Annotated in this window: 14 protein-coding genes; 4 read left to right on the top strand and 10 right to left on the bottom strand. The window is 70.2% G+C overall.

The window, feature by feature from the left end:
* The first annotated feature begins 125 nt into the window (after positions 1-125).
* Complete coding sequence (locus BY998_RS00170) at positions 126-455, top strand: hypothetical protein (RefSeq protein WP_110349609.1); 330 nt, start codon at positions 126-128, stop codon at positions 453-455.
* A gap of 151 nt (positions 456-606) precedes the next feature.
* Here the strand turns inward: BY998_RS00170 and BY998_RS00165 are convergent, their stop codons facing one another.
* On the bottom strand, positions 607-1,548 hold the full coding sequence (locus tag BY998_RS00165; RefSeq protein ID WP_110349608.1) for a hypothetical protein: 942 nt from the start codon (positions 1,546-1,548) through the stop codon (positions 607-609).
* Between the two features lie 130 nt (positions 1,549-1,678).
* Between BY998_RS00165 and BY998_RS00160 the strand changes: the two genes are divergently transcribed.
* The 3 genes from BY998_RS00160 to BY998_RS00150 are packed head-to-tail and all read left to right on the top strand — an operon-like array spanning position 1,679 to position 4,348.
* Complete coding sequence (locus BY998_RS00160; protein WP_110349607.1) at positions 1,679-2,197, top strand: 2'-5' RNA ligase family protein; 519 nt, start codon at positions 1,679-1,681, stop codon at positions 2,195-2,197.
* Positions 2,194-2,994, top strand: coding sequence for a phosphatase PAP2 family protein (locus BY998_RS00155; protein ID WP_110349606.1), 801 nt, complete (start codon positions 2,194-2,196; stop codon positions 2,992-2,994). The genes BY998_RS00160 and BY998_RS00155 overlap by 4 nt, the downstream gene beginning before the upstream one ends.
* Positions 2,995-3,034: 40 nt before the next feature.
* A complete protein-coding gene (locus tag BY998_RS00150) occupies positions 3,035-4,348 on the top strand; it encodes a Gfo/Idh/MocA family oxidoreductase (RefSeq protein WP_110349605.1) in 1,314 nt (437 codons plus the stop codon).
* Positions 4,349-4,358: 10 nt separating this feature from the next.
* On the opposite strand, the gene BY998_RS24180 is transcribed toward BY998_RS00150, so the two are convergent.
* From BY998_RS24180 to BY998_RS24175, 9 genes are all read right to left on the bottom strand, one after another.
* Entirely contained in the window at positions 4,359-4,505 is a 147-nt protein-coding gene (locus BY998_RS24180) for a hypothetical protein (RefSeq protein WP_181425395.1), read from the bottom strand.
* 83 nt (positions 4,506-4,588) lie between these two features.
* Positions 4,589-5,884 carry a pitrilysin family protein gene (locus tag BY998_RS00145; RefSeq protein ID WP_110349604.1) on the bottom strand — a complete coding sequence of 432 codons (1,296 nt, stop codon included), beginning with the start codon at positions 5,882-5,884 and terminating at the stop codon, positions 4,589-4,591.
* Between the two features lie 157 nt (positions 5,885-6,041).
* Complete coding sequence (thrC, locus tag BY998_RS00140; protein WP_110349603.1) at positions 6,042-7,454, bottom strand: threonine synthase; 1,413 nt, start codon at positions 7,452-7,454, stop codon at positions 6,042-6,044.
* Between the two features lie 85 nt (positions 7,455-7,539).
* The gene (locus BY998_RS00135) at positions 7,540-7,953 is read right to left on the bottom strand and encodes a DUF4864 domain-containing protein (RefSeq protein WP_110349602.1); all 414 of its coding nucleotides are present in this window, start codon (positions 7,951-7,953) and stop codon (positions 7,540-7,542) included.
* 83 nt (positions 7,954-8,036) lie between these two features.
* The gene (locus tag BY998_RS00130) at positions 8,037-8,801 is read right to left on the bottom strand and encodes an SURF1 family protein (RefSeq protein ID WP_110349601.1); all 765 of its coding nucleotides are present in this window, start codon (positions 8,799-8,801) and stop codon (positions 8,037-8,039) included.
* Positions 8,801-9,178 carry a DUF983 domain-containing protein gene (locus BY998_RS00125; protein ID WP_110349600.1) on the bottom strand — a complete coding sequence of 126 codons (378 nt, stop codon included), beginning with the start codon at positions 9,176-9,178 and terminating at the stop codon, positions 8,801-8,803. The genes BY998_RS00130 and BY998_RS00125 overlap by 1 nt, the downstream gene beginning before the upstream one ends.
* Positions 9,179-9,308: 130 nt before the next feature.
* Positions 9,309-10,166 (bottom strand): cytochrome c oxidase subunit 3, encoded by an 858-nt coding sequence (locus tag BY998_RS00120; RefSeq protein ID WP_110349599.1) that lies wholly within the window; start codon positions 10,164-10,166, stop codon positions 9,309-9,311.
* Positions 10,167-10,310: 144 nt separating this feature from the next.
* Entirely contained in the window at positions 10,311-10,919 is a 609-nt protein-coding gene (locus BY998_RS00115; protein ID WP_110349598.1) for a cytochrome c oxidase assembly protein, read from the bottom strand.
* 12 nt (positions 10,920-10,931) lie between these two features.
* Complete coding sequence (locus BY998_RS24175) at positions 10,932-11,096, bottom strand: hypothetical protein (RefSeq protein ID WP_181425394.1); 165 nt, start codon at positions 11,094-11,096, stop codon at positions 10,932-10,934.
* Between the last annotated feature and the right edge of the window lies 1 nt (position 11,097).

Below are 11,097 nucleotides of genomic sequence, written 5' to 3'. Positions count from 1 at the left end.
AGTTATTTTTGCGGATTAAATTATATCGCAAATCTGTGTTTAAACGCACTTTTCACCCATAAACTGCGTGTTACTTGTGCTGATGCCTCGTCATTGGGCGACAATGATTACGAGAGGAGCACAACATGCTGCGCACTGCATCACTGGCATCGGCCCTTCTGTTCGCGTTCGCGGTCGCGGCGACCCCCGTCGCCGCTCAGCCGACCCGTGCGAAGAAGGGAACCTGGACGGCGCTGCCGGCGCAGGGCCAGCTGCCGGCTCCGCCGACCCGCGTCGACAACGGCGGCTTCGGGCCGTTTCCGCTCGCCGCCGCCGGCTCCTCGCGCTACTGCGACATCGTGGTGAAGCGGGGCGGCGGAAATCCGACCCAGGACATGACGGGCTCGATCGGCCACGCGAAGAGCTATCAGGCCGGCGGCGGCGGCCCGGCCCGCCAGCGGGTCTGCTCCCGATAGAGCGTCGCTCCGGAAGGCCCTGGCTTCCGCCCGATGACGATGCGGGAACGCGCGCGGAGCGCATCCCCCCGACCTCATCTCCGGGAGGAGGCTTCGAAGCCTCGATCGGGAGGCATGGTACGGCGCCCCATGGACCGGGTGCCGTACCGCGTCACACCAGCGGCGCCATCTCCGCCTGGCGCGCGGGTTTGGCCATCTCCGGCTTCTCGTAGGCCGCGACGTCGAAATCGTCGCCGGGCAGCCGGACGAGGAAGCGCTCGGCCATCTCGAACATCAGGACGTCGGGGCGCACCCGCTCGACATAGGCCCAGTCCAGGCTGGATGACCAGACGAAGTGCATCTCGCGAAAGGATTCCGCGAGGAGGCCGGTCAGCATGATCGGCGCGAAATGCGCGTAGGAATCGCCGAACAGCACCAGGGTGCGCGGATCGGCGTGGGGGGAGGGGTTACGGTAGACGACGTGGGCGCCGACATGCAGGTCGCCCGCCCGGCCCGCCGCCTCGTAGGATTCGACCAGCGGGCTCGCGTAGGAGCGGGCGGCGTCGCGCTGCACGGCCCAGTTCACCACCGTCTCCCGCACCGGCTCCGGCAGCTTGTCGCCGAGATCCCACACCCCCTCCGTCTCGAAGCGCGGTCGCTCGGCGATGTCGGGCGGCGGCACCGCGCCGCAGGCCCGCAGCAGGGCGCGGTAGCCGATCAGGCAGCCGTCATAGGTCCAGTGCGAGTCGGTGCGGCGATAGAGCGGCTCGGCGCCGTCGCGGGCGGCGCGGAGCGGCGCGACGAGATCCACGAAGCCGCTCATCCGATCGAGACGGCGGGCCAGCCGCCGGGCCGGCGAGAGCCGGGGATCGTAGCCGAGGTCGAGCGTGCGGTCGTCGTAGACCGAAAGTTTCTCCGGCACGATCGCGTGGACGTAGCGGATACCGAGGCCACGGGCTCGGGCGGCCCGCGCCTCGATCAATCTGGCCCAGCGGCGCAGGTGCCACCAGCCCGCGAGCGAGCGCCGGTACTGGCCGAGCACGCCGTTGGTGCCCCCGATCAGGAACAACCACCCGTCGCGCCCCCGGTGGATGATCTCTCGGTTCCTGCGCATGGCACCGTCCTAGACGCGGCGCCCTTCGCTGAACAGCGCGGGCGCGCCACAGCCGAGCGTCTGGAAGCGCAGCCTCGCCGCGCCATCTTTCCCGAACCTTGCCGGCCCCGATCACGAAAGCTCCTGCGCGTTGCCCGAACCCGATCCGTTGATCCTGACCCTGCAGATGGACGAGGCGACGTCCTCCCGCTTCGAGGACCTGCGGCGGCGGCACTTCCCGGCGGCGTTGAACCGCATCCCCGCCCACGCGACGCTGTTCCACCACCTGCCCGGCGGCGACGTGGCCGGGGCCACCGAGACCATCACGGCGCTGGCCCGGACGCAGGCGCCGCCGGAGGTTGCGGTGACGGGCGTGCGCTTCACGGGCCGGGGTGTCGCCTACGCCCTCGACTCGGAGGCGCTGTCGGCCTTTCGCGCCCGCGTGGCGGCGGCGTTCCGCGACGATCTCACCCCGCAGGACCGGCAGGGCTGGCGTCCGCACGTCACGGTGCAGAACAAGGTGGCGCCGGAGACCGCCCGCGCGCTCCACGCCGCGCTCGCCCAGGACTTTTCGCCCGCACATTTCCGGGCGCCGGGGGTTCTGCTGTGGCGTTATCTCGGCGGGCCCTGGGAGCGCGTCGCCACCATCGCCTTCGGAGGCACGGCATGATTCTCAACGGTCTCACCCGCTCCGGCGGCGCCCTCTGGCGCGGCTCGTCGGCGTTCTGGCTGCGGCTCCACCTCAACGAGGTCGGTCCGCTGGTCTCGCTGCTCGCCGTCAGCACGCTCGGCTACGGCTTCTTCGCCCTGGCCCGCGAGGTCGGCGAGGGCTCCACCGCCGCGCTCGACCGCAAGATCCTGCTGAGCCTGCGCAACCCCGCAGACCTCTCCGATCCCCTCGGCCCCGCTTGGCTGGAGGAGGCGATGCGCGACATCACCGGCTGGGGCAGCGTGGTGACCATCGTCTTTCTCACGGCAGCGGCGGTAATCTACCTCGCCCTGGCCGGCCGCCAGCGCGTGGCGGTCTTTGTGCTTGCCGCCGTCGGGGGCGGGGAGGCGGTCTCGACCGTGCTGAAGCTGTTCTATCACCGCCCCCGGCCCGACCTCGTGCCCCACGGCATGGAGGTGTTCACGGCGAGCTTTCCCTCGGGCCACGCCATGATGTCGGCCATCGCCTATCTCACGCTGGCCACCCTGCTCGCCCGGGTCGAACGGCGGCGCAGCGTCAAGGCGCTGCTGCTCGCGCTCGGCATCAGCATGACCGTCCTGGTCGGGATCAGCCGCGTCTATCTCGGCGTGCACTGGCCGAGCGATGTCCTGGCCGGCTGGTGCGTCGGGGCCGCCTGGGCGGCGCTGTGCTGGTTCGTCGCCCTGCAGCTCCAGCGCCGGGGCGAGGTCGAGGACCCCGATCCGACGCCTGCCTCGACCGGACCGGGCCAGCACAAAGGAACCCGTCCGGCGGGCTGACGCGTTCCGGCCTCATCTCGGGTGGGGCCAAAGGCTGAACATGAGCGACGACATTCGACTGTCCCGGCGCATCCTGCTCGCGGCAGGAGGGGCCGGGTTGACCGGCGCGGCTTTGGGCTTCGGCGGGGCGGCGCGGGCCGCCTCCGGTCCGCCGGCCCCTTCCGTGCCGGCCGATACCGGCGCGATCCAGGGCGATCGGGTCGTCTTCCCGAACTGGCGCGATGCCGGCGACGCGCCGCCCCCGCCGCCGCCCGCGCCGATGCCGCCCTCCGAGCGGGTCGGCTTCGCCATCGTCGGGCTCGGGCGGCTGAGCCTGGAGGAGATCCTTCCGGCCTTCGGCGAGGCGAAGAAGGCGCGGGTCGTGGCGCTGATGTCGGGCTCGCCCGAGAAGGCCAAGCTGACGGCCGCGCAGTACGGCGTCCCGGCGGAAGCGGTCTACGGCTACGACCAGTGGGACCGGCTCAAGGCCAACCCGGCGGTGAAGGCCGTCTACATCGTCACCCCCAACGGGGTGCATCGCGACAACGTCCTGGCGGCCGCCTCCGCCGGCAAGCACGTGCTGTGCGAGAAGCCGATGGCGAACACGCCGGACGAGGCGCGCGAGATGATCGCCGCCTGCGCGCAGGCCAACGTCAAGCTGATGATCGCCTATCGCTGCCAGTACGAGCCCTTCAACCGCGAGGTCGTGCGGCTCGCCCGCTCCGGCGAGTTCGGGCGGGTGAAGATGATCGAGGCCTTCAACGGCCAGACCACCGCGCTCCCGGAACAGTGGCGCCTGCGCAAGGCGCTCGCGGGCGGCGGCGCGCTGCCCGACATCGGCATCTACTGCCTGAACGGGGTGCGGGCGCTGCTCGGCGAGGAGCCGCTGTCGATCCAGGCGCAGATCGCCACGCCGGAGGGCGACCCCCGCTTCAAGGAGGTCGAGGAGAGCGTCGCCTTCACCCTGCGCTTTCCCTCGGGCGTGATCGCGCAGTGCGGCACCAGCTACGGCGTCCACGAGAGCCGCTCCCTGCGGGTCCACACCACCGGCGGCTCGTTCGATCTGCAGAACGCCTTCGCCTATCGCGGCCAGCGCCTCGCCGTCTCCCACCGCGAGGGCGGCCACGTCCAGCGCGACGAGCCGGTGCTGACCCCCAAGAACCAGTTCGCGCTGGAACTCGACCACATGGCCGAATGCGTGCTGAAGGACCGCAAGCCCCGCACGCCCGGAGAGGAGGGTCTGCAGGATCTGATCCTGATGCAGGCGATCTACGAGGCGGCCCGCACCGGCAACCCGGTGAAGGTGGGGCTGCTGGCGAACCTGCCGGACGGGATCGACGCCACCCGCGGGCCGGCCCTCGAAGAGGGCAAGTGAGGGCGCGCCCTCACTCTCCCCAGCGCACGAACACGCCGATGGCGACGATGGCGAGCACGGCGAGCAGCCAGGACTCGCCCGCCGTCAGCGCGTAGGCGAGCAGACCGAAGAAGCCGAGGGCGATCCCGAGCATGGTCGCGACGGCGACAGGATTCATGGCTGGCGGCGGGCTCGACGGGGTTGGGCTTCCGGAATCCGCGTCGGATGCCGGGTGGTTTCGCGCCGTGAACTAGGGCGCCTTCACGAAGCCTGAAGAGCCGCGCCGATGCGGGCCAGCGGCGGCAGGCCCTTCACCGGGCCGATCGCGGCCAGGGTCGGCGCGCCCTGCAGCAGGGTCCGGCCGGCGGCGCGGACGTGCTCGACCTCGACCGCGTCGACCTTGGCGATGAGTTCCTGCGGCGGGATCACCCGGCCCCAGGCCAGGAGCTGGCGGGCGTTGCGCTCGATGCGCCCGCCGGGCGTCTCGAGCGCGGTGAGCAGCGAGACCTTCAGCTGCGCCTTGGCCCGGGCGAGTTCCGCCGCATCGAGCCGCTCGGCGGCCTCCCGGGTCGTGGCGATGGTGACCTCGACGAGTTGCGCCAGATCGGCGCCCGAAGTGCCGGCGCCGATGCCGAACAGGCCGCAATCCGCGAAGGGCCAGTGGAAGGCCTGGATGTCGTAGGCGAGTCCGCGGGTCTCGCGCACCTCGTGCCAGAGCCGCGAGGTCAGCCCGCCGCCGAGCACTTGGCTGAACAGGTGCAGGGCGTAGTAGCCCTCGTCCCGGAAGGAGAGGCCGGGCAGGCCGAGCACGAGGTTGGCCTGTTCGAGCCGCTTCTGCATCCGGCGCTCGCCGCCGCCATAGACACCGGCCACGACCGGGGGCGCCTCGACCGGCTTCAGATCCCCGAAATGGCGCTGCGCCGCCTCGACGATGGCGGCGTGCTCCACCGCGCCGGCGGCGGCGACCACCATGCGCTCGGGCACGTATTCGCGGGCGATGTAGGCTTCGATCGCCGCCCGGTCGAAGCTCTGGATCGTCTCGGGGCGGCCCAGGATCGGCCGGCCGATCGGCTGGTCGGGGAAGGCCGTCTCGATGAAGGCGTCGTAGACCACGTCGTCGGGGGTGTCCTCGACGGCGGCGTATTCCTGGAGGATCACGCCCTTCTCGCGGGCGAGTTCGCCCTCTTCGAAGATCGAGCGGGTGAGGATGTCGCCGAGCACGTCGAGGGCGACACCCGCATCCTCGCCGAGTACCCGCGCGGTGTAGCTCGTGCTCTCGGTGCTGGTGGCCGCGTTGATCTCGCCGCCGACATTCTCGATGTCCTCGGCGATTTTCCGTGCAGAGCGGCTGGCCGTTCCCTTGAACGCCATATGCTCGATCAGGTGGCTGAGCCCGTGCTCGTCCGCCCGCTCGTGCCGCGAGCCCGCGCCGACCCAGACGCCGAGCGTCGCGGTGGCGACGCCGGGAATGGTCTCGGTGGCGACGGTGAGGCCGTTGTCGAGCCGGGTGACGCTGAGGCCCGGCGAGGCGCCGAAGGTCGAGAAGTGCTGGTTCATTCGATCTCAGTGCCTGTTCGGTCCGGCTCACCGCGTTTTCGAAGGCGGACGAACGGACGGTCGATCCGGTCTCCCACCCTGATCCACATCCTGAGGTGCGTCGTGAAACGGAGCCTCAGGATGAGAGGGTTGGATTGGATGTCACGCTGTCGGTCCGTCAGTCGCCCCGGGTGATGCGGGCATGCTCCGTGATGTAGCGCTCGATGGTGCCCTGATCGTTGGCTAGGTTCGCCACGGTCTCGGGCCGGGTCATCAGGTCGGCGAGGTGGGGCGGCAGCACCGGGCGTCCGCCGCCGGTCGCCTGCGAAACCGCGTCCGGGAACTTGGCCGGGTGGGCGGTGGCGAGCGCCACGACCGGGGTGGCCGGGTCCTTCTCCAGGAGCTTGCGGCCGGCGCGCACGCCGATGGCGCTGTGAGGGTCGAGCACGAGGCCGGTCCTGCGATAGGTGCCGGCGATCTCGTCCACCACGTCGGGCTCGCGCACGGCAGCGGCGTCGAATTCCCCGCGCACGCTCGCCAGAACCTCGGGGCTGAGCGTGAAGCCACCGGACTGCTTCAGGCCCGCCATCAGGCGGCCGAGCGCCGAGGCGTCGCGATGGAGCGCCTCGAACAGCAGCCGCTCGAAGTTCGAGGAGATCTGGATGTCCATGGAGGGCGAGGTGGTCGGCTGCACGCCGCGGGGCTCGTAGGCACCGTGCTCCAGGGTGCGCGCCAGGATGTCGTTGGCGTTGGTGCCGATCATCAGGCGCTCGATCGGCAGGCCCATCCGCTTGGCGACCCAGCCCGCGAGGATATCGCCGAAATTGCCGGTCGGCACCGCGAACGACACCGTTCGATGCGGGGCGCCCAACGCCACCGCGCTCGTGAAGTAGTAGACGGTCTGCGCCGCCACGCGCGCCCAGTTGATCGAGTTGACGCCCGAGAGCTTCACCCTGTCGGCGAAGTCGCCGTGCTGGAACATCGCCTTCACGATGTTCTGGCAGTCGTCGAAATTGCCGTCGATCGCGAGCGCGTGGACGTTGGGCGCGTTCACCGTCGTCATCTGCCGGCGCTGCACCTCCGACACCCGCCCATGCGGGAAGAGGATGAACACGTCGACCTGATCGAGCCCCTTGAAGGCCTCGACCGCCGCACTCCCGGTATCGCCCGAGGTGGCGCCGACGATGGTGGCCCGCGTGCCCTTCGCCCGCAGCACGTGATCCATCAGCCGCCCGAGCAGCTGCATCGCCACGTCCTTGAACGCGAGCGTCGGCCCGTGAAACAGCTCCATCAGGAACAGGTTGTCGTCGATCTGGGTGAGCGGGCAGATCGCCGGATGGCGGAAGCTCGCGTAGGCGGTCTCGATCATGGCATCGAGGGCGTCGTCCGGGATCTCGCCGTCGATCAGCGGGCGCAGCACGCGCTTGGCGACCTCGGCGTAGCGCAGGCCGGCAAAGCCGGCGATCTCTTCGCGGCTGATCTGCGGCCAGCTCTCGGGCACGTAGAGCCCGCCGTCGCGGGCGAGGCCGGCGAGCAGCGCATCGGAAAAGCTCAAGGGCGCGGCGGCGCCGCGGGTCGAGACGTGCAGCAAGGATGCCTCCGGGAAGGCGCCCCCTCTACACGATCGATTCGGCCGTGTCGAAGCGGAGCCGGACCGGTTTCTCACATCGACAGGATCAAACCTTCTCGCCCGGCGCCTTCTTCAGGTGACACCCGGTGATGCGCCACTGGCCGTCGACCTGCCGCTGGAGCGTGTAGAGCGCGACCCAATCGAGGCCGGCCTCGTCCTGAAGGCTCAGTCCCTGGGCGATCTCGTCCTCTGCGGTCTCGCGTGCCGTCTCGAAACGGTAGCTGCGCGGGCGGAGCACCGGAGCGTAGCCCTTCTCTACCATGGCGATGAAGGTCTCGGCCGAGGAGAACAGGCTTCGCACCTGCGGCGCCGCCTCGGCATAGGCCGCGGCCGAGTCGTTGCGGCGGAAGGCGTCGATCTGCCGCTCGATGGTGGCGCGGGCGGCGGTGCGGGCCGCGTCGTCGGCCCGGGCCGAGGCCCCCATCAGGATCAGGAGGAGGAGGCTGGCAACGGTGCGCATCTCGGGGCACTCCGCGGGTGCGGCCGCGGGAGGTTTTTCCCACGCGCGATGCCACTCACAGGGCACCAAGCGATACAACGTCCTCAGCCGGCTTTCGGCTCCACCGGATCATGGAACCGCCGCCACGCGAAAACGGAAAACACGCCGATCAGGCAGGCGGCGATACCGAACCACGTGAAGGCGTATTGCAGGTGGTTGTTGGGCAGATCGACCCGGAGCTGGCCGCCGCGGGGCCAGCCGCCGGGGTTCGGGGTGGCGTCCGCCTCGATCAAATAGGGGGCGACCTCGGTGAGCCCCCGCGCCGCCGCGATTCCCGGGACGTCCCGGGTGAACCACGCGTCGCGCTTCGGATCGGATTCCGGCACGAACAGGCCGCGGGTCTCGCTCGCCCGCAGCATGCCGGTGACCGTGGCCTCACCCGCGACCTGACCCGCGGCGCGGTTCTTCGGGTCCTTCAGCTCGGTCGGCACGAAGCCGCGGTTGATCAGGATCGTCGTCCCGTCGTCGCGCCGGAGCGGGGTCAGGACGTAGAAGCCCTGAAGCGCCCGGCCGGGCTCACCCGGCGCCAGCCCGTGCACCAGCGTCTCCCGGTCGTGCAGGAAGGTGCCGGTCACCCGCACCCGGCCGAACTCGTCGGCCCTCGCATTCCAGGCGTCGAAGGGAGGAGGGGCAGCCGGCGGCTCGACATGCGAGCGCTCGACGATGCGGGCGATCAGCGCCTCCTTCTCGCCCTTGCGCGCGAGCTGCCAGAAGCCGAGGCCGAGCAGGATCGCGAGGCAGACGAGCGTGGCGAGGCTCGGCGCCACCAAGCCGTGCAGGCGGGTCGTGCGTTCCGGGACGGTGTCCATCAGCGGAAGCGCCCCTGCTCGGCCTTGTTGGCGAACTGGATCGCGGCCAGCAGCCCCTTGAGGGGGCGCACCAGAAGCAGGCTCAGGCCGATCGCGAGCGTGCCGGCGACGACCGCGTGGACCCAGACCGGCGGCTCGTAGCGGAATTCGAGCCAGAGCGCGGCGCCGACCACGACGAAGCCGGTGATCGACATCACGAAGAAGGCGGGCCCGTCCGCCGAGTCGAAGGCGGAAAAGTCCTGACCGCAGGCCTCACAGGCCGGTGCGACGGCCAGAAATCCCTTGAACAGGCGGCCCTCGCCGCAGGCGGGGCAGCGCCCGCGCAGACCGGTCGGAAGCGGGGAGGGGGGCGGGCTGGTCGGCGTCGCTCGGGTCACGGGTGGCTCGCTCGTTCGCTCCGCCGGTAGGGGAAACCCGGCGAGGCCCTGCACGTGAAAAAGGGCGGCTCGCGCCGCCCTTCCAGGATTGCCGCCCGCGTGGGGCGACGTATGCGGTCGGCCCTCGGCCTCAGTGAGCCGCGCCGCCGGCGCCCGCGCCCCAGACGTAGATGGCGGCGAACAGGAACAGCCACACCACGTCGACGAAGTGCCAGTACCAGGCGGCGAACTCGAAACCGAGATGCTGCTTGGGCGTGAAGTCACCTTGGTAGGTGCGCAGCAGGCAGACCGCGAGGAAGATCGTGCCGATGATGACGTGGGCGCCGTGGAAGCCCGTCGCCATGAAGAAGGTCGCCGAGTAGATCGAGCCCGAGAAGCCGAAATGGGCGTGGGCGTACTCGTAGGCCTGGCAGGCGGTGAACAGCACGCCGAGGATGATGGTGAGCCACAGGCCGTACTTTAGGCCCTTGCGGTCGCCGTGCAGCAGGGCGTGGTGGGCCCAGGTCACCGTCGTGCCCGAGGTGAGCAAGATCAGCGTGTTCAGGAGAGGCAGGTGCCAGGGGTCGAAGGCCTCGATGCCCTTGGGCGGCCAGACGCCGCCGGTGAATTCGAGGCGGGTCGCCTGGATCGGGTCGGCGGTGTAGAGCGCGGCCTCGAAATAGGCCCAGAACCACGCCACGAAGAACATCACCTCGGAGGCGATGAACATGATCATGCCGTAGCGGTGATGGAGCTGGACGACGCGGGTGTGGTCGCCGGAATTGGCCTCGTGGGTGACGTCCCGCCACCACGACAGCATCGTGTAGAGCACGCCGAGCGTGCCGGCGCCGAACACGTAGGGGCCGATGGCGAGGCCGCCCGCGGAGAGACCCTTCATCCAGAAGACGGCGCCGAAGGCCATCAGGAACCCGGAGAACGCGCCGAGCAGCGGCCACGGACTCGGGTTGATGATGTGGTAGTCGTGGTTCTTGGCGTGCGCCCCGGCCATCGCAACTGTTCTCCCTAGCCCTTGCCCGTCGCCTGACGGCCGGGCCCTGTTGCCTTGGGGGCTCGGCGTAAGGCCGCGCCCCGGTTCGAAACCTCTACTGCGGCGGCCAAGCCGTTGTCACGCTTGGCCCCACCGCTGCAACCCTCAAAAATTGCTCGCGGCGCGGGGCTTGGCGACCTCCGCCACCGGCGAGCCGTTCTTCGAGGGGTAGTAGGTGTAGGACAGCGTCATCTCCGAGAGGCTGCCGATGTCGGGATCCTGGCGCAGGCGCGGATCGACGTAGAACACCAGCGGGAACTCGGCCGACTCGCCCGGCTGCAGCGTGTGCTCGTCGAAGCAGAAGCACTGCACCTTGACGAAGTAGCTCCCCATCAGGTCCGGCTGCACGTTGAACACGGCGATGCCGGTCGCAGGTGCCGGGCCGGTATTGGTGACCTTGAAGAACACCGTCGCGGTCTGGCCCGGCACCGCCTCGACGCGGGACTGCTCGGGCTTGAAGCGCCAGGACAGGCTTTTGGCGACGTTGGTGTCGAAGCGGACCGTCACCGGGGCGAGCGCTTCGCCGGTGGAAGCGCCCGGCGCGGCGCCGATCTGGGGCGTCCCGCCGTAGCCGGTCGCCTTGCAGAACATGTCGTAGAGAGGCGCCGAGGCGAGCGCGAGGCCGCCCATGCCGAGCACGACGCCCGCGCAGGCGAGCACCGTCCAGCGCGCCCCGCGCGCCGCCTGCTTCTGCCTCTCACCCGGATCCGTCATCGGTTCACGCCTTCAGAGCGGTCGCTGCAGGACCTGCGGCCCGAGCTTGGCGATCGTCAGCACGAAGAACAGCAGCACCAGCGCCCCCAGCGTCAGGGCGATGGCGATCGAGCGCTTGCGGCGGGCCTTGGCCTCGTCCGGCGTCAGCGGGCGCACCCCTTCCGGGAGATCGGACATC

Origin of the sequence: Methylobacterium sp. B4 (assembly GCF_003201865.1) — a bacterium.
In the GTDB taxonomy this organism is placed as follows: domain Bacteria; phylum Pseudomonadota; class Alphaproteobacteria; order Rhizobiales; family Beijerinckiaceae; genus Methylobacterium.
The sequence above is the reverse complement of the archived record's forward strand: the minus strand, read 5'-3'. Positions and strand labels throughout refer to the sequence as shown.

Bases quoted from the DNA above. Each gene is read 5' to 3' on its own strand.
- BY998_RS00120 (WP_110349599.1), bottom strand. From the start codon at position 10,166: ATGGCCGGGGCGCACGCCAAGAACCACGACTACCACATCATCAACCCG.
- BY998_RS00155 (WP_110349606.1), top strand. From the start codon at position 2,194: ATGATTCTCAACGGTCTCACCCGCTCCGGCGGCGCCCTCTGGCGCGGC.
- BY998_RS00130 (WP_110349601.1), bottom strand. From the start codon at position 8,801: ATGGACACCGTCCCGGAACGCACGACCCGCCTGCACGGCTTGGTGGCG.
- BY998_RS00170 (WP_110349609.1), top strand. From the start codon at position 126: ATGCTGCGCACTGCATCACTGGCATCGGCCCTTCTGTTCGCGTTCGCG.
- BY998_RS00135 (WP_110349602.1), bottom strand. From the start codon at position 7,953: ATGCGCACCGTTGCCAGCCTCCTCCTCCTGATCCTGATGGGGGCCTCG.
- BY998_RS24175 (WP_181425394.1), bottom strand. From the start codon at position 11,096: ATGTCCGATCTCCCGGAAGGGGTGCGCCCGCTGACGCCGGACGAGGCC.
- BY998_RS00145 (WP_110349604.1), bottom strand. From the start codon at position 5,884: ATGAACCAGCACTTCTCGACCTTCGGCGCCTCGCCGGGCCTCAGCGTC.
- BY998_RS00115 (WP_110349598.1), bottom strand. From the start codon at position 10,919: ATGACGGATCCGGGTGAGAGGCAGAAGCAGGCGGCGCGCGGGGCGCGC.
- BY998_RS00150 (WP_110349605.1), top strand. From the start codon at position 3,035: ATGAGCGACGACATTCGACTGTCCCGGCGCATCCTGCTCGCGGCAGGA.
- BY998_RS00165 (WP_110349608.1), bottom strand. From the start codon at position 1,548: ATGCGCAGGAACCGAGAGATCATCCACCGGGGGCGCGACGGGTGGTTG.
- BY998_RS24180 (WP_181425395.1), bottom strand. From the start codon at position 4,505: ATGAATCCTGTCGCCGTCGCGACCATGCTCGGGATCGCCCTCGGCTTC.